The organism is Streptococcus mitis (genome assembly GCF_946190375.1).
GTDB lineage: Bacteria > Bacillota > Bacilli > Lactobacillales > Streptococcaceae > Streptococcus > Streptococcus mitis_CJ.
Window position 1 is genome coordinate 37,409 of sequence record NZ_CAMIAF010000008.1, and the last position, 20,589, is coordinate 57,997.

Sequence of the window (20,589 nt, forward strand, 5' to 3'; positions counted from 1 at the left end):
ATTATAACACAATCAAAGGGGTTTGGTATGCAAAAGGTTAGAATGATTGCCCAAGGTACGGTGCAAGGAGTCGGCTTTCGTTGGGGTGTTTACAGCTTGGCACTTGAAATTGGTGGCATCACAGGTCGGGTATGGAATAACGACGATGGCACAGTGGAAATCTTAGCCCAAGCAGACTCATCTGCTATCATGGCGAAATTTATCCAAGAAATCCGAAAAGGACCCACACCTTTTTCAAAAGTCAGCTACTTAGATGTCAAACTAAGTAACTTTCCTCCTTACCCTGACTTTAAAATCGCAAATTAAGTCTCTAGAACTATTGTATATTTTGTAAAAAAACAGTAGAATAGAAAGGTATAATTTTTAAAGAAGGAATAAAAACAGTGAAATCTATTAAACGTTTTGCACTCTCGGCTATGGGAGTGGCTATGTTGCTTGTCTTGACTGGCTGTGTTAGCGTCGATAAAGCCACAGGAAAGCCAATAGGATTTATTTGGAATACGATCGGAGCGCCTATGGCTGAAGCTATCAAGTACTTCGCTACTGATCAAGGTCTAGGCTTTGGTGTCGCTATCATCATCGTAACCATTATCGTGCGCTTGATTATCTTGCCACTTGGTATCTACCAATCATGGAAGGCAACGCTTCACTCTGAAAAGATGAACGCCCTCAAGCACGTCCTTGAGCCACATCAAACTCGTCTCAAGGAAGCGACTACTCAAGAAGAAAAACTCGAAGCCCAACAAGCTCTCTTTGCCGCTCAAAAAGAACACGGCATCAGCATGTTTGGTGGTGTAGGATGTTTCCCTATCCTCCTTCAAATGCCTTTCTTCTCTGCAATTTACTTTGCTGCCCAACATACTGAAGGGGTTGCTCAAGCAAGCTACCTAGGAATTCCTCTAGGCTCTCCAAGTATGATTTTAGCTGCCTGCGCTGGTGTCCTTTACTATCTTCAATCACTCCTTTCACTTCACGGAGTAGAAGATGAAACGCAAAGAGATCAAATCAAGAAAATGGCTTACGTGAGCCCAGTCATGATTGCCGGCTTCTCCCTCATCTCACCAGCTAGTGTCACACTTTATTGGGTTGTCGGTGGTTTCATGATGATTCTCCAACAGTTTATCGTCAACTATATCGTTCGTCCAAAACTTCGCAAAAAAGTCCGTGAAGAACTGGCGAAGAACCCACCAAAAGCAAGTGCTTTCTCTAAACCAAGTGGACGAAAAGACGTTACCCCTGAACAACCAACTGCTATCACAAGCAAGAAAAAACACAAAAATCGCAACGCTGGAAAACAACGTTCGAGATAAAGCTACGTAAATTATCCAATAATTAAAAAACGAATGAATGATAAATAGTTTTCATCAACTAGATATCATCATTCGTTTTTATTATCTACCGTTACATCTTATACTAGTCAAAAAAGTTAAATAGTTTAAAGGCTCACATATAAAAACTATTCAATCATAAATTAACAAGTAAATCACTATGATTTAATACACTTCACAGTTATTAAAACTTCTGCTCCCGCGTCTCTATTTCTAAGCTCAACTCGGCCTTTGTGTAGTTTTGCAACTCTACATACAAAACTAAGTCCAATACCATAATGTTGCTCTTTATACGATCTAGCTTTATCCATACGATAAAAGAGCTTTCCAAAATTAGTTAAAACTTCCTCTGGAAATTCCGAACCATTATTCCATATACCTATTTTCAATTCCTTCCCCTCTTGCTCTACCCTAATGTTAATTTTAGGATTCTGTTTATCGGCGTATTCCAGAGCATTTGTTAAAATATTTTGTATTGCACGAATCAGAAGAGATGGATTTATATAATAGTTTTCAGTTCCTTTCACATTTTGTTCAAAAGAAAACTTCATCTGATTTTTTATCAAAAAAGAGACTTCTTTCTCTAATTCATTTATAAAATCTGAAGAGGAATATTCCACCCAGCCTGTCTCATCATCATAATAGGTTTTAGAATAGTGAATTAATTGATTGAAATAATCTAGTAACTGTTGACTAGCTCTTTCTATATCTGCTAAGCATTCTTGAGATTGGTCGTTTTCAGTTATCGCCTGCAAAAATTCCACATTCCCCCTAATAATGGTTAAGGGAGTTTTTAAATCATGAGAAGCTGCTGAAACCTGAAACATCAAATCTTCTTTCTGCTGTTTCTCATCAACTATTAATTGTCGAATTCTATCTTGCATCACAATAATCCGATTTCCTGTCTCACGAAATTCTTTAACCGTTAAACTTTCTGTACATTCCTTCTCCAACCACATACTATTTTCATAAATCAAAGTCATTTCATAACTCAGTTTTTTCAACAATTTTCCAATGTGATAACTTATTAGAACAATCAATAAAACACAAATATATATCCATGATGACACATTGAAAAAAATTGATAGAACACCACTATTTTTTAGAGTTTTCCCGTCTTCATTTATTTGTATAGATACTGAAGCTAAGGGAATAAGATAGGCCATTAGTAAGCCAAGACTAAACTGCCAAATAATTCTCCAATAGGTTTCTCGAATTAATTGTCTAAAACTTTTGATTCTACCCATTGATATCCTCCACCGTATAAGGTTTTAATTGGATTTAATTGATAAGGTTTCAGCTTTTGACGAATTTGATAAATGTACTCTGAAACCGAACGTAAAAGCGCTTCTGAACTTTGTGGATATAGATAATTATAAATTTCCTCAATAGAATATATTTTACTTGGGTTGCTTGCCAAAAGATTCACTATGTCAAATTCCCTCCTTGTCAGAGCAATCTTATCATCGTTTACAAATAGTTCCTTACTATCCGTATATAGTATAAGCTTCCCAATCTTTATTTGATGAACATTTCCTTTAGTCCGTTCTTCACGACGCAAGTGCATTTTAACACGTGCTAAAAGTTCTTGCATACTAAAGGGCTTCATAATATAATCATCAGCACCTGCATTGATTCCAGCTACTAAGTCTTCATCCATATCCTTGGCAGTTATAAAACAGATAGGAACAGTTATCTGCTCGCGAATCATCTGACAGATTTCTAAACCACTAACAGGCATCATAATATCTAATAAAATCAAGTCAAATCCTGTAAAATCACAAAGATCAATCTCTTCTACCTTATTTCGTATGACTACTTCATATTTTTCATATTCTAGTACTTTTTTTATTAGGCGAAGAATAGCAAGATCATCATCTACCACCAAAATTTTATAAGCCATAACTCGCCCTCCTAACTATATTATAGCACTAACCGAGAAAAAGACAGGACATCCCCTGTCTTTAGCGTACATTTTTTCCTATAAGTATCAATGTAGCAAATACAAAAACAATTAATAACCAAACTATTTGTATCCCTAAGCCTTGCCACACTGGATAATAAAGAGACAATGGATAGGTATAAAAACAATTCATACTAGTTAGTAATGGTAAATTTCTAAAAAAAGAACTGAATTGTAGTAACATTTGTCCCAACCCCAATAAAAGGGATAAACTTATTCCCAGAATTAAGATAAAAGACTGGGAAATAAATACAAAAATACCACTTAAAAGAGAGAAGGTTAGAATAGAAATACAAGCTGGAAATAGAATTGTTAGAACATGTTTAATATTACTCAAAAGATTGATATTGTAGTATCCTTGCGCGATTAGTATGCATAATGATATTACAGCGACCAATAGGATAATTTCAATACATAATAGAATAGCTAGTTTACAGATTATAAATTTCAAACGATTTGGACATGTAAGAAAACTGGTACGAAGGCTAGAACCTGTAAATTCTTGACCTATAAATAGAACCACTAGACTAACGAAACCTGCCTGTCCTAAATAGAGACTTTGCAGTAGCTGTTCCAAAACAAACTGTAGGGTCAACTGGTCTGGCTTACTATTTAAAAAAACAACCATCGCTGGAACACACAGTAATAGAGCACCTATAATCAACCAGTGCCAAGGATTCATCATAAACTTGAGATACTCACTTTTAAGTTGCTCTTTCAACTTATTCACCTCCTCCAATATCTGACTTAAGTAATCGGTAAATTGCTAAAGCCAAGAATAAGAAGTTCCAACAAAGTAAAAGTAAAATATGTTGTAAACTATTCTGTTCTAAAATTTGAGGAGATGTAGCAATCAATCCTTGCCCCAATGCAACTGGAAGAAATTTTGCAACCGATATATAGTTTGCTAAGAATGTTCCTACATTGTAGACTTGGGGAAGCAAAAATAATAGAGGAACAATGGCTGTTTTAAATGTCAAAGCCATAATATAGGCCAGTAGTCCCAACAAAGTCCAAGCTATACTGGCTAAAAATATATAGAACCAAACTGTTCCATTTAGTGAAAAAAGCAATAAGCCATCTTGTCCTAAAACATAATGTGTCATGTTAATCGTAAGGAATATTGATAGAAAGGAAATGAAAAAAGAAAATACAAGCCAAACTAATGTTTTTAAAACTAGGAAAGTACTTCGATTTGTAATAGAGAGGAGGCTTGTACGAATAGCAGAGCATTTATACTCCTCGGCTCCGTAAATTGAGCCTAGGATAATCATAATAAAAACACCAAATAAAGTGACATCAAAACCTAAAAATTCAATAGGAGGTATAGCTTCTGCTAATTCTGGATTTGTCGCTGGTGTAGCATGAATACCAACTGAAACAATCTGAGAAGCACCAATATTTGCTAAGAATGTTTGAAATACGAGTATCAAGAATAGTACAATATGAGTAGCTCTCTTATAAAGTAATTTCAATATTTCAGAATGAAGAGAGTAAATAAGTGCCATGTCACTTTCCTCCCTCTGTTAAACTAAAGAAGACTTCTTCTAGTGAAGAAAGATTTTTCATCACTTCTTGTAAAGTGCCTTTTATAAGAACTTTTCCTTTATTTATGATAACTACATCATCTGTTACTGCTTCCACTTCCGATAATATATGAGATGATAGCAAGACTGTCTTCCCTTCTTGAGCTTGTTTTTTTATAAACTCTCTAAACCACCGAATTCCTCTTGGATCCAACCCATTAGTCGGTTCATCCAATATCAGATATTGAGGATTTCCTAATAGAGCTGTTGCAATTCCTAATCGTTGTCCTTCTCCTAATGATAATTTCCCAATTTTAGATTTTTTCTTATGGCTAATATCCACCATATCCAAGACTTGCTCAATTCGCTGACTGGATATCCCATTACTAGCAGCAACAATTTTCAAATGTTGATAAACAGTCCGATCATCAGGAGCACCTACACTGTCAAATGAAGCTCCTACAGTTTTTAGAGGAAATTTTAATTCCTTATAAGTTTGATCTCCAATTTTAGTAAGGCCAGATGTTGCTTTGTCTAATCCTAATAAAATACGTAAGGTTGAACTTTTTCCAGCTCCATTTGGACCTAGGAAAGCAGTCACTCTACCTGCTTTTGCTTCAAAAGAAATATCTTTTAAAATTTGAGTTTGGCCATATGACTTACATAAATTTTTAATAGTAATACTTTGTTCCATAGATGTTCTCCTATTCTATTTAATATTTCTAAAAGTAACTATATCTTACACATTCATTTTCGGATTTTTTTCAGAATTTCAAGAGTCAAAAGATTTAATACTCAATGAAAATCAAAGAGCAAACTAGGAAGCTAGCCGTAAGCTGTACTTGAGTACGGTAAGGCGACGCTGACGTGGTTTGAAGAGATTTTCGAAGAGTATAAAATTTTGTTTTATTTAATTATATATATTTGTGTAAACTTAAAAGCCCGATGTTTCCATCAGGCTTCTTTTTTATCCATGTACACGTTTCATATAGTCTTGATAACTTTCGGTATCCATGAGTTTTTTAGCGTTCTTGACGCGGTCTGCTGTTGGCGGTTTAACCCCTTCGAGTGAATAAGGAATTCCCAATTCACGCCATTTGAACTCACCCATGGTGTGATAAGGTAGAATTTCAAACTTATCAACATTTTTGAGGGTCTTAACGAACTTACCAAGTTCAATCAAGTCATCGTCTCTGTCTGTTAAGCCCGGAACTAGCACGTGACGAATCCAGACAGGTTTTCCAATATCTGATAGATACTGGGCACAGGCCAGGATGTTTTTATTGGTTTGGCTAGTGACAATCTTGTGCTGTTCTTCGTTGATTTCCTTGATATCCAAGAGAACCAAGTCAGTGACAGCCATGAGCTTGTCAAACTTTTCAAGGTAACGTGGTTTATTACGGAAAGGAAGGGCACAGGTGTCCAAGGTACAGTGGATTCCTTGTTCTTTAGCCTTGGTGAAGAGGGCAATCAGAAAATCAATCTGCAAGAGAGCTTCTCCTCCACTGACTGTAATACCGCCCTTATTTCCCCAGAAACCACGGTAACGCAAGGCCTCTGTCAAGACATCATCTACCGTTCGTTCACGTGATTTATTGGACTCCATAGCCCAAGTATCCGGGTTATGGCAATACTGGCAACGCATGTGACAGCCCTGCAAAAAGACAATAAAGCGAATACCAGGTCCATCTACCGAACCAAAGCTTTCTGTCGAATGCACCATTCCTGTCACTTGTCCATAATCAATTGTTTCTTCAGACATATCGTTACCTTCCTTGAAAACGTTTTATAGTTTTATTATATCACGACTTGAAGGAAAAACAAGATTTTTGCCTATTTTTTAGAAAGCAATCTGTTTTTCAATTTCATTTTCAATGAATTATCATTTTATTCTTCAAAATCAAAGCCATACAAGGTTGCAAAGTAGTCCTCAGGGCGCTCTGCACGGCGGATTTGGCGGGCTTTACCTTCTTCGGTATAGAGGATTTCCGCAGAACGAAGTTTGGCGTTGTACTGGTAGCCCATTGAAAAACCGTGAGCACCTGTATCATGAATTACCAGCAAATCACCGATTTCTGTATAAGGCAGTTCGCGATTCACTGCAAATTTATCATTGTTTTCACAGAGTGAACCAACCACATCTACCACTTCAGCTGGTCCATCTGGATGGGTCACGTTAGTAATATGATGATAAGCTCCGTACATAGCTGGACGCATGAGGTTGACTGCTGATGCATCCACACCTAGATAGGTACGGTAGGTTTCCTTCTTATGAGTGACTCTTGTGACCAAAGCACCGTGAGGTGCCAACATAAAACGACCCAATTCGGTGAAAATCTTAACCTGACCAAGACCTGCTGGTGTAAGGACCTCTTCATAAACTTTACGAACCCCCTCACCAATCAAAGCGATATCATTTGGCTCCTGCTCAGGACGATAGTTGACACCAATACCGCCAGAAAGATTGATAAAGTCTAGCGAAATGCCCAACTTTTCCTTGATTTCAACAGCCAATTCAAAAAGCTGACGCGCCAACTCTGGATAATAGAGATGGGTCACGGTATTGGATGCTAGGAAGGAGTGAATCCCAAAAGTCTTGGCTCCTTTTTCCTTCAAGATAGCAAAAGCTTCAAAGAGCTGGTCCTTGGTCATGCCAAACTTGGCTTCTCCAGGATTGTCCATAATGTCTGTCCCCAGTTCAAAAACGCCTCCAGGATTGTAACGACAAGAAATAATTTCTGGAATGCCTGCTGCACGCTCCAGATGTTCAATATCTTCAAAAGCATCCAAGTTAATGGTCGCACCTAATTCACGTGCATAGGCATATTCCTTATCTGGCGTGTTGTTTGAAGAGAACATAATCTCAGAACCTGGAAAATTCAGTTTATGACTCATCAAAAGCTCCACATAACTAGAGCAGTCCACGCCACAACCTTCCTCTTGGAGAATTTTCAAAATAGCTGGAGTTGGAGTAGCCTTAACTGCAAAATATTCCTTAAAGCCCTTGTTCCATGAAAATGCTTGGTTGACGGCTCTTGCCTTTTCACGAATTCCCTTCTCATCATACAAGTGAAAGGGAGTTGGGAACTCGGCAACAATCTTTTCTAAGTCTTCTTTATTGATAAATGGTGTTTTCATAAGTTTCCTTCTATTCTATTTGCAAAGAAAGGCTGGGACAATTGTTCCAACCTTTAGTTCTATCTCTTATTTATCTTCGTCAAAGATATTGCCAACCTCAACATCGATGGCTTGGTTCTTGACATCAATATTGGTTACCTTCAAGAGTGACTTGTAATCAAACTGCTTTTCACGTTCTTCTTGGGCATTATCCGCAAAGACCGCTACACCTGCCAATTCTGAATCAAACTCACGCAAGAGACTAATCATCCCATTGACCGTTCCGCCACCTTTCAAGAAGTCATCCACAATCAGGACACGGCTACCTGCCTTGAGACTGCGCTTTGAAAGGAACATTTTCTCAATGCGGTCACCACTTGAACCTGAAACATAGTTGACGCTAACAGTTGAACCTTCGGTAATTTTCAGGTCACGGCGCACAATAACAAAAGGAACATTGAGGACATTGGCAACTGCATTTGCAAGTGGAACACCCTTAGTCGCTACAGTCATAACTGCATCAATTTTTTGGTCCATAAAGCTCTTAGCAATAATGCGACCAATATTTTTCAAGATAGCTGGTGTGCTAAGCAAATCAGACAGGTAGATGTAACCACCTGGCAAGATACGATCACTTTCTGACAACTTGGCACGCAAGTCTTCAACCATTTCCTTGGCATCATGGCTTGAGATTGATGGTGTGAAAATAACACCACCACCAGCACCAGTTACTGTCTGGATATGACCGATTTCAATTTCCTCAAATGCGCGTTTGATAATCACGATATCCTCTGAGATGGATGATTTAGCAGATTCATACTTTTCAGCAAAAGTATTGAGACTAGTTAGTTTATAAGGATTATTAATCAAATAGTTGGAAATGACAACCATCCGATCACTTCTTCTTAATTTCATTTCTATTTCCTATTCCATTTTTATTCAAAAAATCAAAAAGCAAACTAGAAAGCTGGTCGCTGACGATTCAAAACACTGTTTTGAGGTTGTCGATAGAACTGACAAAGTCTGTAATATAACTACATATATACATACGACAAGGCGATGTTACCCTAGTTTGAAGAGATTTTCGAAGAGTATTAATTTTTATCTTTTACTTATTATACCATATTCACATAAAAAAACGAACATTCTTGTCCTAAAAAATGCTCATTTTTCTTAAATTATTAATCTAAATCTGGTTTATAGAAGGAACGATTGTCCATAGCGAAGATTTTATTGGTCATCTCTCCCTTATCCACCAAAGCCAGAGCTGTTGACATCATCATCATGCTAGCATCCAGATTATCAATCATATGGATAATCTCTGCTTCCATAATGCGTGGACGGACTGGACTTCCATACTCAAGTAAGCCGTGGTGACTGAGGATAACGTGACGAAGCAGAACGACTTCTTCCTTGGTATCATCAATGCCGAGTTCCATAACTGTCTTGGTAATTTCGCTATCAATTAGAGCAATATGCCCAAGGAGATTGCCTCGCACTGTGTACTCGGTCTGGTCTGGTCCCGTCAACTCGATGACTTTAGCTAAGTCATGCAGCATAATCCCTGCATAAAGCAGGCTCTTATTGAGCTGAGGATAGATTTCGCTAATGGCATCTGCCAAGCGCACCATGGTTGCCGTATGATAGGCCAAGCCCGTTTCAAAGGCATGATGGTTTGTCTTGGCAGCTGGATAGGAGTAAAATTCCTTATCATACTTGGTGTAGAGCTTTCGGACAATCCGTTGCCAAACAGGATTTTCAATTTTAAAAATCATTTGCGACATGTAGTCACGGATTTCCTTGACATCAACTGGTGACTTGACCTTGAAATCAGCTGGGTCATTGGGTTCACCAGGTTGAGGCAGACGGAGAGTAATTTGGTTAACCTGAGGGGTGTTGTTATAAACTTCTCGGCGTCCTTTCATGTGGACAACCTTACCTGCGGTAAAGGCCTCAATGTTATGAGGTTGGGCATCCCAGAGTTTCCCTTCAATCTCGCCACTATCATCTTGGAAGGTAAAGGCTAGGTAGTTTTTCCCAGCTCTAGTTTGCCTCAGGTCAGCTGATTTGATTAGGTAAAAGCCTTCAAACAGCTCATCTTTTTTCATGTGACTAATCTTCATATTCTTCCTCATTTTCTTGGAAATAGAGTAGATCAAGCGCAGGCTCACCTTCTGATAACTCAATGTGACGGAGAGTTCGCTCGATAGCTGTAGTGCGACGGTTTAATAATTCCTCAATATTGCCAGAGGCATGTTGGAGGTGTTTTTGTGCCTTAACCAGAATACCACCAAACTTGCCAAACTCGGTCTTGACACTGGCAAGAGTCTTGCTGATATGGTCGGCACTCTTTTGGATATTGAGAGTTTTGAAGCCAACTGATAGGGAATTGAGGAGGGCTGATAGGGTACTTGGACCTGCAACAATAATCTGCTCCTCCCGTCTCAAGTCATCAAAGAAGACAGGATTGCGGACGATTTCTGAGTAAAGACCTTCTGTCGGAACAAACAAAACTCCAAAATTGGTCGTCCGAGGCGGTGCTATGTACTTGCTCTTGATATCCTTGGCAAAGCGCTTGACGCTGACTAGGAGTGACTTGCGACAGCGTTCGATTTCATCCTTGTCACCTGCTTCATAGGCTTCTTCTAAGCGGTAATAATCAGCCAAAGGAAATTTGGAGTCAATCGGCAGGTAGACATATTCCTGGTCGCCTTGTCCAGGTAACTTGATAGCATACTCCACTCGTTCACTGGAGTTTTCAACCGTTGCATATTCTCGTTCGTACTGGGCAGGGGTCATGATGTCCTCTATGATTTGTCCCAGTTGCAATTCTCCCAGAATCCCTCGCGTCTTGGTTCCTGAGAGAACCTTATTAAGGGCTCCGACATCGCGGGCAACAGTCTGCATTTCTCCAAGACCACGATTGACAGACTCCAATTGCTTGGAAACTGTCTCAAAGGAGGCCTGCAAGCGTGTCTGTAAGGTCTTTTCTAGTTTTTCCTCGACTGTTTGGCGCATTTGTTCTAAACGTTGCTCATTTGATTCCTGCAAGGCTTGAAGACGTTGGTCAGTCTTATCTCTAATTTGCAAGAGATTCTCTGTCATTTCTTGACGGACCTGAGTCAGACCTTGGTGCAATTCCATTCGCATTTCTTGCAAACGGTCACTGACAGCCACTTCCAAGTCTTTTTGGTCCAACTGCCTGGCTTGTCTGGCTTGTTCAAAGCGATAATCCAACTGGTCTGACAAGTGATCTGCCTGATCCTCCAAGATCTTGCTGAGATGTTTTTCCTGCTTAGCCTGCCTTTGCCAAATCAGAAAGAGGCCAGCTAGGTTGGCAATCAATAATAGAACAAGTAAACTTTCCATTCTACCTCCTGTCCTTACTATGTAGCACGACCACATAGCCATCTGGGCAAGTCACCGACACTTCCCTATCTATATATTCGTTAGAAGCGTACACTTTTTTAAAGAAAAAATTTTCCTCTGTCAACTCATACTTGGCTCCGAGAATGGTCAGCTGACTATCCCGAACTGGCATAAAAGCTAGATAGTCATAGTCTAAACGAGGTTCTAGCTGACCGGTCCCTTCTGGACAATAGGCAATCAAATTTTGCCCATCCTCAATCGCTATCTGGCGCATATAAGGCGCCAACTTGGGATTGCTAGGAAGAAAAACATTGGCCAGCATGTGATCAATACGGCCACCCAAAGCACCAAAAATAGTAACCTCAGCCTGAGGATTTTGCTCAAAGATGGTTAAGAGAGCCAATTCCAAATCTGTATCATCTTTTTCTGGTCGGGCTTGGACAAAATGCTGGGCACGTTTTTGAATCACCTGTCGTTCTTCTGCAGTTACAGAATCAAAATCTCCAACTGCTAGAGCAAGAGGAAGGTTTTCTTCCAAAACCCAAAGCGAGCCTCGATCCACACCGACAAAGCAATCAAAGTCCGTCCGGTAGTGACCGCGGTCTCCTCCTGCAAAAACGGCAACCCTAGTCCAGTTGTTTTCTGAGAGTTTGTACTCGCTCATTGACATCTCCCTTAAAGACATAGGAACCTGCTACAAAAACGGTCGCACCAGCTTCTTTGGCTTGGGCAATAGTTTGGGCATCAATCCCGCCATCCACTTCGATTTCAAAGTTCAAGCCTTTTTCATCACGAAGGGCAACCAACTCTCGGACCTTATCCATGGTTTCTGGCAGAAAGGCTTGTCCACCGAAGCCAGGGTTAACTGTCATAACTAAAACTTGGTCAACTAGGTGAAGCACGTGCTTAATAGCTTCAACAGGCGTACCAGGATTGATGACAACTGATGGCTTGACACCGAGTGAACGAATTTTTTGGAGGGCACCATGAATATGAGGCGTTGCTTCCACATGGATGCTGATGATATCCGCACCTGCACGCGCAAAATCCTCTAAATGATGCTCTGGGTTTGACACCATCAAATGGCAGTCAAAGACCATCTTACTATGAGGACGAAGAGCTTCGACCACACCTGCACCAAAACTGATTTGTGGCACAAAGTGCCCATCCATGATATCGATATGGGCATACTCTGCCCCAGTTGCTTCTAGGCGTTTGATTTCACGTTCAAAGTTGGCATAATCTGCTGCCAGAATTGACGGAGCAATCTTGTATTGAGACATAGGTTTCTCCTTATTTTGGAATTTTTTTGCTGACTTTTTTATAGGTTTCTCTGCGATTTTCAATTTCACTGAGAAATTGCAGATAGTTGTCAAAACGGAAGGTTGTAATGGCGCCCTCTTCTACTGCCGGCTTCACTGCACAGGACGGCTCATGGGTATGGGTACAAGTGCGGAATTTGCAGTTTCGGCTGACACTAGCAATCTCTGGGAAGGCCTGATTGAGATCTTCTGCTGTTGACACTTCATAATCCAGAGATGAAAAACCTGGTGTATCTGCGATTTTACCCCCATTGAGGTTGTAAAAACTAACAGCTCGAGTAGTATGGCGACCACGACCCAGACTGTCTGAAATTTCTCCTGTTTCAAGATTGAGGTCTGGTGCGATTTTATTGAGAAGAGTTGACTTCCCAACACCTGTCTGCCCCATAAAGACCGTAACCTTGCCTGTTAATAAAGGCAGGAGTTCCTCTTTACTGGTCACAAAGTCATAGCCGATGTCACCATAAGTCTGTTCATAAAAATCCAGTTCTCCTCTATCTTCCAACAAATCCATTTTAGAAATATAAACGATGGGATGGATGTCCTTGTGCTCCAAAAGAACCAAGAAACGATCCAGCAAATTGCTGTTAAAATCAGGTTCCTTGACAGACATGATCACCACAGCTTGGTCAATATTGACAATAGGCGGACGGACCAGACTGTTTTTCCGTTCATGAATCTTGAGGATATAGCCTTCTGAATTTTCCTCGGCAGAAAAATCTACCCAGTCTCCAACGTAAGGAGTATGGCCTTTTTTACGGAAATTCCCACGCGCGCGTGTTTGATAGACCTGGCCATCACTCTCTACATAGTAGAAGCCTGCCAAGGCCTTAATAATTTGTCCCTGCATCTTAGAGTCCTTGCCCTTTAAGCGCGTCTGCTAGACTGGCAAATTCTGTCAAGCCGAGAGCTTCTCCACGCACACTTGGTGACAAGCCTGCTTGGTCCAAAGCCTTCGTCAGCTTGTCCTTAACTTCCTCAGTCTTGCCAAAGTAACCTGTCAGGTTATTCCATAAAGTCTTGCGTCGATGAGTGAAACTAGCCTTAGAAACCTTAAAGAAGAAGTTCTCGTCTTCCACTGCTACGGCTGGTTCTGGACGACGCACCATTTTCAAAATAGCAGAGTCCACGTTTGGCGCTGGCACAAAGACCGTACGAGGCACGATGAAAGCAACCTTGGCAGTCATGTAATACTGCACCGCAATCGACAAGCTACCGTAAGCCTTGGTATTCGGCTGGGCTGAAATGCGGTCCGCCACTTCTTTCTGCATCATAACAACAAACTCACTAAAAGGAATCCCACTCTCGATTAAGTGCATGAGAATAGGCGTCGTGATGTAGTAAGGCAAATTAGCCACTACCTTGATTGGCAGGTCAGGATTTTTAAAATTCTGGATATGCTGCGCCAAATCGACCTTGAGAATATCCTCGTTGACTACGGTCACATTATCAAAATCACGCAAGGTATCTGCCAAAATCGGCACCAAACGGTGGTCAATCTCAAAGGCCATGACTTGAGCTGCACGCTCCGCTAGAAACTCTGTCAAGGCACCAATCCCTGGGCCAATTTCAATGACATTAACCTGGTCATCAATCTCAGCTGTATCCACGATTTTTTGTAGGATATTGGTATCCGTCAAGAAATTTTGCCCGAAGGACTTTTTAAAGGTAAAACCGTGACGCTCCAGCACTGCCTTGGTCACGCTATAATCTGCAATTCTCATCTATTCTCTTTTCTATTATCTGTTACTACTATTGTAACACATTCCCCTTGTATTTTGGGGGTGAAAATCATACCAAAAAACTATCTTTCCTCGTGAAGAAAGATAGTCTTGGAAATCTTTAAAGGGGGACTTAGCGGTTCTCTCGAAACATACGTTCATACTCTTCGAAAATCAAATTCAAACCACGTCAGCTTCACCTTGCCGTACTCAAGTACAGCCTGCGGCTAGCTTCCTAGTTTGCTCTTTGATTTTCATTGAGTATCAAAAAAATCAGCTTCTTGATAACTTCTATTTTCGGATAGGGTCAAATCTACATCCTCCTCCACATCATCCACTGTCAGTTCAACCGTTTGAGGTAAATTTTTCAAACGATAATGCTTTTGCCTTTGCCCTTCAATACTAGCAAAATCAAGCAAATAGCCATTCACTCGGATTTGAGATGATTGGTCATATTTTCCATGATGAGAATATCTTCTAAACCACCTCTGGCACTAGGATAATCAGATACCCTGCGAATACGGATTTTTTCACACATGAGCAAGCTCCCTCATATCAATGATTTCATCAGCCTTATTCCAGACTAGGGGATTATGGGTCGCAATGATGATCATTCGATTTTCATCTTTCAATCCCACCAAGAGATTCATAACCTCCTCTGAATTTTCAGGATCAAGAGCTGCTGTTGGTTCATCCGCTAAAATCAAGGGTGGATTTTTCAAAATAGTCTTCGCAAGGGCAACTCGTTGGGCCTCTCCCCCAGATAAAGTATAAATTTTTTGTTCTAGATCCAAATACCCTAGATTAACTTTTTCTAAAGCCTCCACTTGCCTTTCCAAACGTTCTACTTTTGAAATTTTTTGACCGACAAAGCCCAAATCCAAATTCTCTTTGATTGATTGGTTTTCTAAGAGTCCAAAATTTTGAAAGAGATAGCCCATCTGGTCTCGAAAATACTCACGAGTGGGAATGGTTTTTAAATCTTTCCCCTGATAGAGAATCCTTCCACCATCTATCTTTTCTAGTTTGCCTAAGATATTAAGCAAAGTCGTCTTTCCGCTTCCACTCTTTCCGATTAAGGCATAAACCTTGCCCTTCTCTAGCTTGAGATTTAAATCAGAGAAAATCGCGCGATCATTAAATTTCTTTTCCAATCCTTGAATATCAATCATCTTATTTTCCTTTCAATACTGCCATGCTACCAGCTTCTTCTTTTTTATCCTGCCTTACTAAAATCAAGAGGGCGTTAAGCGTAAACAAAGCTACAACTAGAGCGCTGATCAAACCATCTCTTGTCAAAATACTAGATAGGACTAGGCCAATCAAGAGAACTCCTCCTTGCGCCAGTAAGTACTTGCCATGAAGCTCATAAATTGTCATACCAGAAAGACGTTTAATCATGAGCTCCCGTCTGAACTGCTCAAAATAGAGAAGATTCATGGAATCAAATAACAAGATAGCCGTAGACAGGGTCAAAATCGTCCCAATAAGGAGAGAGTAGAACTCCATCCGTTTGTCATTTAGTACCTTGGCAAAAAACAGCTGGCTTTTTACCAAATAAGAGACCTTGTGATACAGACCTTGCTCTTTTAGAGCTGTGATACTATCTCCATATCGATCTAGTTTCAAGGCACTATTAGCCGTAGTTCCCCATAACATCCCTGCAACAGGTCTTGTTCCAGTCGCTTGCGGCGTTAAAACTACAATAATCGGATCTTTTAGGTACTGGCGTGTCGTCTTGTACCCATCGTTATAGAGGAAGCGTTCCTGTCCTGTTTCTGTAAAAGCTAGCGTTACCTGTGGGAGGTAGTGTTTCTGACTTGTCACTTCTACACTTTCAGATGAAAAGTTTTGCAGGTAATCTGTAAATAATCCTTGATAGTAGGCAGATTGCTCTCGCAAGCTCTCAGGCAAGATCAGCCCAAACTCTCCCTCAGATAAGTTTTGCATCTTGTCCATAAACTCTGAAGAAATGGTAATCTTTTCTTCTATCAGATAGCGCGGTGAGACATAGATAACATTCCCTGAAGGTGTGTAGTCATTGAAACGATTGCCATCTAGGTCCACTTCTGCTCCATCTGAGAAATTGTCAACATTGCTCATGATATAAAAAGAGTCTGTATTGGCTAACCGTTCTTCAGTAAATGTCTGCCACTCACGATTATCCTTACGCATTCCTTCTTCATCGGCAAATGCACTAGACCAACCAAAGGATAGACGGTAACGGTCTGAGGACTGGCTCCATTTATCGCTAGCTCTCTCCATTTCCTGCATTTCACGGTAGTGGGGTAGGAGAGCAGTCGCACTTGATCCGACCACCAGTACGGCTAAGAGTTGCCCCACCATCATCAATGTCATCATACGTTTGAGAGGGAGTCTCCCTTTCAAGAGATCCACCAGACTATTTTCCTGTAAACCAAGTAGATACACGACACTTAGTAAGGTAGAAATCCCTGCCAAGGTCAATCCATAAAGTAGAAGAGCAATGATGACCAGTTGCACCGTTGCCATAAACAAGGCACCTTGATACCAGAGAATCCCCAATCCCAAAAAACTGGATACCAGCACCGAGAAGATAAGCTGTCTCATATCTTCTAACACTGGTCTGAGAACCACCCCAAACAAGCTCTCACCAGCGATTAAACGAATCCCTGCCTGACGAAGGGATTTTATCCGATAAATCAGGGTCAGACTCATAAAGGTCAGCAGAAAAATAGCTAGACTCAGTAGTCCCATTGGGGTAGCCGCCAAGAGGACGACCATTGAAAATGACTCTGTTCTATTCGAGACAACACCATTATAACCAAGTTCTTGCAGGGCGGTCTGTAAGCTCACTCCATCCAGACTCCCTGACACAATCAAGTAAGAACCTAATAAATCACTCGTTTCTGCACTCTCCTCGGAGGAAATGGTCAAACCTTCTGGAAGTTCTCCCTGGCCATAAGTGGCATAGGTAAAGCGTGTTTCTCCAGCTTCATTTGGTTCAACAATCCGTCGGGCGATGAGACTATTGTGCTCTACCGCCAAGTGACTCAAAGCCTCTGTCACCTCTTCGCGACCAGCTACTGGCTGGTTTAGCTCAGTACCCATCACGTCAACAGAGGCATAGTTACCAAATAAAATCTCTTCTCGATGGTCAACGGAATTTATCACCATATAAAGCGATACCAATACCATTGAAATCAAAATAAATAAACGTTTCATCATTTCCTCCAAAAAGTTACTTGGTCACTTAGTGAGAAGGTGACCAAGTAAAGCATCGTTATCAATTCACCCAGAAATATTTTTTCTTTCTCGTGTGTAATTTTTAATAATCATAATAGAAACTTACTTGCTCGGCCCACGCAGTACGAATCCAAGCTCGTGATGTTCCTCCTGCATTAGCATATCCCTTATCAGATGAACTATTCCATCTGCTGGAAACCGTTGAACTATGGTATTTTGACGGGTGATAGTAGTTTGAGTACGCACCGCCGTTAGCTGAACCATACGTCCAAACACCACCACCTGGATACTTAACCGCGGCCGATACTACTGCTACACTTCCACCTAATGTTGCTGCAATGCTCGCTACAAGGGCTAATTTTTTAACTGTTTGTTTCATATTGATACTCCTCTATTTTTGATTACAAGATTGTTGAGTTATTTGCTCCTCTTTCCATTATCAACGTTGATACTATTATATTACTAAATGATATTCTAAAATTATTTGTTTTTCTCTAAATTATCAAAATAGCACCCTGAAATGAACTTTTATAGTCATTATACTCCATCTTTATCACACTATCAAGGACGTCAACGTCCTTAAAATAGAACCATTTCGTGTCATTTTTAGCTTATATCTAAAAAACAGCTCTAAAGACGAACTTTAGAACTGTTTTGATACAAGAACAAGGACATTTTTGTCATTGCTTCACTATGTTTATAAATATTTTTTTACATCCTCTTGCCATTCCTCTGTCAATTTCTTTACTAGAAATTCATCTCCAATTAGCTGCGCAAATGTTTTAGAAGACTGATAAAATGATTCAGCTAAACTAAAATCTCTTTCTTCTCTTAATGCTTGCTTCCACAAAAACATAAATACAAGAGGTTTCTTTTGATAATCTTGAGTTTTATCCATAATTTCTTGTAAACACGATAGATAATCATTAAAACAATCAGTTACTCCTACCTTTTCAAGACAACACATTCCTGAAATAAGAGTATCTCTAATTATAAAGTAATTCTCTATTTGAGTTATCTTCTTCTGTCCCAAAAGCAAGAACATTAGCTTTTCGATTTGATTTATAAATTTGGCAAGATCTTTTCTAATGAGCATTTGATAAAAAAAACAAACGAACCAACAACATATCATTTATTGAATAAGCTTCTTTTTCTATAATCTGAGGAATATGTTCCTCAAGTATTAACTCTGCATATTCAGGCCTTCTAGTTCTAGAAGTATCCAAACACGCCTGCAATACTTCACATGCTAATTGTTCCTCTTTAGGAAGATTATCAAAGTATGTTTTATAAATCTCTTCCAAACACGCTTCTTTCTTATCGTACTCCTCTTCTTTACCATAGATTGGTTCACGTAAAATCTGGTATTTCAATTCCAAATAAGCAGGAGGAAGAGCTGAAAAATCTGGCATAAGGCTATAAGCTGGAACTCCTAGCCGGCGAGCAATATAGTCTAACTTGGGCAAACTCGGTTGCGAAGCTCCACTTTCAATTCGCGATAGTTGACGAACCGTCAGTTCTTGCTCATCTCCACAAAAATCTGGACGACTAATTCCTTTTTCTATCCGAATCTCTTTAATTTTTTGACCAATTAACATCAGACACCTCCTCTTCTACCTGCTTCGAAAAATACTGTGAAACTTAAAAAATTGTAACAGCTACATCTTTCCTACTCATAAGATTTCATAGCTTCTTCCACTTCTGCCAAGGTAACCCCAAACAACTCTAGGCGTTTGAGGAGTTGCTTGCCGTTGGAATAGCCAATTCGGAGAGCCTCTCCTAGATATTCTCGTCGCTTACGGCTGTCTGTCCCTGCTAAAAAACCAAGGCGAATCAAGTCGCTACGACTGATATCAAACTCATTCTCGTTTTCAAATTGTTCTGTCACCTGAGCTAGAGCCGTTTTCAGGTCTTCATAGCTGGCATGCTCGATTCCCAGAGAACGCCCCTTGGTTTTGGACTTGGGAACAGCTTCATCTCGTTTGAGGAAGGCATGCTGAACTGTTGGGATGGCCGTCATAATCATGCGACGAATCCGCTCCCCATTAAAATCTGGGTCTGTAAAGACAATGACTCCATGACGTTGGTGTAGGCGCTGAATCCGTTCTAGATCCTGCTCATTGATGGCAGAACCTCGTGTCTCATAGGTCTCTACATCGAAGTAACGTTTGAGATTGGCCGTATCATCGCGACCTTCGACCACGATGACTTGAGAAATTTTTTCTTTCATTACTTGCTGTCCAATCCAAAAATTCGTTCTGCATTTGCAGTCGTTGCTGCCGCTAGCTCTTCTGTCGTCATACCACGCAAGTCGGCGATAAAATCCACTACATAGCGAGTATAGGCTGTTTTGTTTTCGCGACCACGTTTAGGAACAGGAGCCAAGTAGGGAGCATCCGTTTCCACCAAAATCTTGTCCAAAGGTAACTCTTTAGCTGCTTCTTGGATGTCAGTTGCTTTCTTAAAAGTCACCACTCCTGAGAAGGAAATAGTCATGCCAAGCGCGACAAACTTCTCTGCCCATTCAAGAGTTCCTGAGAAAGAATGCATGATACCACCTCGAGGACCAACTCCTTCGCTCTTAATAATCTCATAGGTATCTTCCAGCGCATCACGGGTGTGGACAACAAAAGGCAAATCCAAGTCCTTAGATAACTGAATCTGACGACGAAAAACCTGCTCCTGCACCTCTTTGGGCGCTGTCATCCAATGATAATCCAAACCAATCTCACCTAAAGCAACAACCTTGGGATGCTTGAGCTTATCAAGCAAGTAGGCTTCAATTTCCTCTGTGTAAGTTCCAGCTTCTGTCGGATGCCAACCGATAGTCGCATAGAGCTGGTCATACTCATCTACCAACTCCAAGGCACGCTCAATCGTCGGTTCATCAAAACCAACAATATTCATCTGTGTCACCCCCATCTCAGCAGCCAAGGCAATTTCTTCTGCCTCACGACCTGAAAATTCTTCTACATTCAAGTGTGTATGTGTATCAAAAATCATCTCTTCTAACCTCGT

At 40.4% G+C, this 20,589-nt stretch carries 21 protein-coding genes and 2 pseudogenes; 2 read left to right on the forward strand and 21 right to left on the reverse strand.

The genetic code is table 11. The features are described from left to right. The first annotated feature begins 27 nt into the window (after nucleotides 1-27). Together N8M09_RS04930 and yidC are read left to right on the forward strand one after the other, a co-directional pair. A complete protein-coding gene (locus N8M09_RS04930) occupies nucleotides 28-306 on the forward strand; it encodes an acylphosphatase (RefSeq protein WP_261064212.1) in 279 nt (92 codons plus the stop codon). Between the two features lie 77 nt (nucleotides 307-383). Beyond that, entirely contained in the window at nucleotides 384-1,310 is a 927-nt protein-coding gene (gene yidC, locus N8M09_RS04935) for a membrane protein insertase YidC (protein ID WP_173226033.1), read from the forward strand. Nucleotides 1,311-1,486: 176 nt separating this feature from the next. Here yidC and N8M09_RS04940 read toward each other — a convergent pair whose 3' ends face one another. From N8M09_RS04940 to N8M09_RS05040, 21 genes and pseudogenes are all read right to left on the reverse strand, one after another. Beyond that, nucleotides 1,487-2,575, reverse strand: coding sequence for a sensor histidine kinase (locus N8M09_RS04940; protein WP_261064214.1), 1,089 nt, complete (start codon nucleotides 2,573-2,575; stop codon nucleotides 1,487-1,489). Further along, entirely contained in the window at nucleotides 2,545-3,231 is a 687-nt protein-coding gene (locus N8M09_RS04945; protein ID WP_033676135.1) for a response regulator transcription factor, read from the reverse strand. Before N8M09_RS04945 ends, N8M09_RS04940 begins: the two co-directional genes overlap by 31 nt. A gap of 61 nt (nucleotides 3,232-3,292) precedes the next feature. After that, the gene (locus N8M09_RS04950; protein WP_261064216.1) at nucleotides 3,293-4,012 is read right to left on the reverse strand and encodes an ABC transporter permease; all 720 of its coding nucleotides are present in this window, start codon (nucleotides 4,010-4,012) and stop codon (nucleotides 3,293-3,295) included. Between the two features lies 1 nt (nucleotide 4,013). After that, nucleotides 4,014-4,799, reverse strand: a complete 786-nt coding sequence (locus tag N8M09_RS04955) for an ABC transporter permease (RefSeq protein ID WP_261064218.1) — start codon at nucleotides 4,797-4,799, stop codon at nucleotides 4,014-4,016. A 1-nt stretch (nucleotide 4,800) separates the two neighbouring features. Beyond that, on the reverse strand, nucleotides 4,801-5,511 hold the full coding sequence (locus N8M09_RS04960; RefSeq protein WP_000438101.1) for an ABC transporter ATP-binding protein: 711 nt from the start codon (nucleotides 5,509-5,511) through the stop codon (nucleotides 4,801-4,803). A gap of 273 nt (nucleotides 5,512-5,784) precedes the next feature. Continuing rightward, entirely contained in the window at nucleotides 5,785-6,579 is a 795-nt protein-coding gene (gene pflA, locus N8M09_RS04965; protein ID WP_001288288.1) for a pyruvate formate-lyase-activating protein, read from the reverse strand. A gap of 125 nt (nucleotides 6,580-6,704) precedes the next feature. Further along, nucleotides 6,705-7,955, reverse strand: coding sequence for a diaminopimelate decarboxylase (locus N8M09_RS04970; RefSeq protein WP_261064220.1), 1,251 nt, complete (start codon nucleotides 7,953-7,955; stop codon nucleotides 6,705-6,707). 66 nt (nucleotides 7,956-8,021) lie between these two features. After that, entirely contained in the window at nucleotides 8,022-8,849 is an 828-nt protein-coding gene (purR, locus tag N8M09_RS04975; protein WP_004238844.1) for a pur operon repressor, read from the reverse strand. A 266-nt stretch (nucleotides 8,850-9,115) separates the two neighbouring features. Further along, complete coding sequence (locus tag N8M09_RS04980; protein WP_261064221.1) at nucleotides 9,116-10,057, reverse strand: 3'-5' exoribonuclease YhaM family protein; 942 nt, start codon at nucleotides 10,055-10,057, stop codon at nucleotides 9,116-9,118. Then, nucleotides 10,047-11,303 carry a DNA recombination protein RmuC gene (locus tag N8M09_RS04985; protein ID WP_261064223.1) on the reverse strand — a complete coding sequence of 419 codons (1,257 nt, stop codon included), beginning with the start codon at nucleotides 11,301-11,303 and terminating at the stop codon, nucleotides 10,047-10,049. The genes N8M09_RS04980 and N8M09_RS04985 overlap by 11 nt, the downstream gene beginning before the upstream one ends. Before the next feature lies 1 nt (nucleotide 11,304). Beyond that, the gene (locus N8M09_RS04990; RefSeq protein ID WP_261064224.1) at nucleotides 11,305-11,967 is read right to left on the reverse strand and encodes a thiamine diphosphokinase; all 663 of its coding nucleotides are present in this window, start codon (nucleotides 11,965-11,967) and stop codon (nucleotides 11,305-11,307) included. Further along, nucleotides 11,930-12,586: a ribulose-phosphate 3-epimerase gene (gene rpe / locus N8M09_RS04995; RefSeq protein WP_261064226.1), complete on the reverse strand. Its 657-nt coding sequence runs from the start codon at nucleotides 12,584-12,586 to the stop codon at nucleotides 11,930-11,932. The genes N8M09_RS04990 and rpe overlap by 38 nt, the downstream gene beginning before the upstream one ends. A gap of 10 nt (nucleotides 12,587-12,596) precedes the next feature. Beyond that, nucleotides 12,597-13,475: a ribosome small subunit-dependent GTPase A gene (gene rsgA / locus N8M09_RS05000; protein WP_261064228.1), complete on the reverse strand. Its 879-nt coding sequence runs from the start codon at nucleotides 13,473-13,475 to the stop codon at nucleotides 12,597-12,599. Between the two features lies 1 nt (nucleotide 13,476). Continuing rightward, a complete protein-coding gene (rsmA, locus tag N8M09_RS05005; RefSeq protein ID WP_261064230.1) occupies nucleotides 13,477-14,349 on the reverse strand; it encodes a 16S rRNA (adenine(1518)-N(6)/adenine(1519)-N(6))-dimethyltransferase RsmA in 873 nt (290 codons plus the stop codon). Nucleotides 14,350-14,600: 251 nt separating this feature from the next. Beyond that, nucleotides 14,601-14,884 (reverse strand): annotated as a pseudogene (locus N8M09_RS05010) (hypothetical protein). Beyond that, entirely contained in the window at nucleotides 14,877-15,518 is a 642-nt protein-coding gene (locus N8M09_RS05015; protein ID WP_261064232.1) for an ABC transporter ATP-binding protein, read from the reverse strand. Before N8M09_RS05015 ends, N8M09_RS05010 begins: the two are co-directional and overlap by 8 nt. 1 nt (nucleotide 15,519) lies before the next feature. Next, nucleotides 15,520-17,550, reverse strand: coding sequence for a bacteriocin-associated integral membrane family protein (locus tag N8M09_RS05020; protein ID WP_261064235.1), 2,031 nt, complete (start codon nucleotides 17,548-17,550; stop codon nucleotides 15,520-15,522). Between the two features lie 103 nt (nucleotides 17,551-17,653). Beyond that, nucleotides 17,654-17,950, reverse strand: coding sequence for a lactococcin 972 family bacteriocin (locus N8M09_RS05025; RefSeq protein ID WP_061866245.1), 297 nt, complete (start codon nucleotides 17,948-17,950; stop codon nucleotides 17,654-17,656). A gap of 318 nt (nucleotides 17,951-18,268) precedes the next feature. Further along, nucleotides 18,269-19,169, reverse strand: a pseudogene (locus tag N8M09_RS05030) (XRE family transcriptional regulator). Between the two features lie 71 nt (nucleotides 19,170-19,240). Next, a complete protein-coding gene (rnmV, locus tag N8M09_RS05035) occupies nucleotides 19,241-19,801 on the reverse strand; it encodes a ribonuclease M5 (protein WP_261064237.1) in 561 nt (186 codons plus the stop codon). Then, nucleotides 19,801-20,574, reverse strand: a complete 774-nt coding sequence (locus N8M09_RS05040) for a TatD family hydrolase (protein ID WP_261064239.1) — start codon at nucleotides 20,572-20,574, stop codon at nucleotides 19,801-19,803. Before N8M09_RS05040 ends, rnmV begins: the two co-directional genes overlap by 1 nt. Between the last annotated feature and the right edge of the window lie 15 nt (nucleotides 20,575-20,589).

Bases quoted from the DNA above. Each gene is read 5' to 3' on its own strand.
- N8M09_RS04930 (WP_261064212.1), top strand. From the start codon at position 28: ATGCAAAAGGTTAGAATGATTGCCCAAGGTACGGTGCAAGGAGTCGGC.
- N8M09_RS04940 (WP_261064214.1), bottom strand. From the start codon at position 2,575: ATGGGTAGAATCAAAAGTTTTAGACAATTAATTCGAGAAACCTATTGG.
- N8M09_RS04945 (WP_033676135.1), bottom strand. From the start codon at position 3,231: ATGGCTTATAAAATTTTGGTGGTAGATGATGATCTTGCTATTCTTCGC.
- N8M09_RS04955 (WP_261064218.1), bottom strand. From the start codon at position 4,799: ATGGCACTTATTTACTCTCTTCATTCTGAAATATTGAAATTACTTTAT.
- N8M09_RS04960 (WP_000438101.1), bottom strand. From the start codon at position 5,511: ATGGAACAAAGTATTACTATTAAAAATTTATGTAAGTCATATGGCCAA.
- pflA (WP_001288288.1), bottom strand. From the start codon at position 6,579: ATGTCTGAAGAAACAATTGATTATGGACAAGTGACAGGAATGGTGCAT.
- N8M09_RS04970 (WP_261064220.1), bottom strand. From the start codon at position 7,955: ATGAAAACACCATTTATCAATAAAGAAGACTTAGAAAAGATTGTTGCC.
- purR (WP_004238844.1), bottom strand. From the start codon at position 8,849: ATGAAATTAAGAAGAAGTGATCGGATGGTTGTCATTTCCAACTATTTG.
- N8M09_RS04980 (WP_261064221.1), bottom strand. From the start codon at position 10,057: ATGAAGATTAGTCACATGAAAAAAGATGAGCTGTTTGAAGGCTTTTAC.
- N8M09_RS04985 (WP_261064223.1), bottom strand. From the start codon at position 11,303: ATGGAAAGTTTACTTGTTCTATTATTGATTGCCAACCTAGCTGGCCTC.
- N8M09_RS04990 (WP_261064224.1), bottom strand. From the start codon at position 11,967: ATGAGCGAGTACAAACTCTCAGAAAACAACTGGACTAGGGTTGCCGTT.
- rpe (WP_261064226.1), bottom strand. From the start codon at position 12,586: ATGTCTCAATACAAGATTGCTCCGTCAATTCTGGCAGCAGATTATGCC.
- rsgA (WP_261064228.1), bottom strand. From the start codon at position 13,475: ATGCAGGGACAAATTATTAAGGCCTTGGCAGGCTTCTACTATGTAGAG.
- rsmA (WP_261064230.1), bottom strand. From the start codon at position 14,349: ATGAGAATTGCAGATTATAGCGTGACCAAGGCAGTGCTGGAGCGTCAC.
- N8M09_RS05015 (WP_261064232.1), bottom strand. From the start codon at position 15,518: ATGATTGATATTCAAGGATTGGAAAAGAAATTTAATGATCGCGCGATT.
- N8M09_RS05020 (WP_261064235.1), bottom strand. From the start codon at position 17,550: ATGAAACGTTTATTTATTTTGATTTCAATGGTATTGGTATCGCTTTAT.
- N8M09_RS05025 (WP_061866245.1), bottom strand. From the start codon at position 17,950: ATGAAACAAACAGTTAAAAAATTAGCCCTTGTAGCGAGCATTGCAGCA.
- rnmV (WP_261064237.1), bottom strand. From the start codon at position 19,801: ATGAAAGAAAAAATTTCTCAAGTCATCGTGGTCGAAGGTCGCGATGAT.
- N8M09_RS05040 (WP_261064239.1), bottom strand. From the start codon at position 20,574: ATGATTTTTGATACACATACACACTTGAATGTAGAAGAATTTTCAGGT.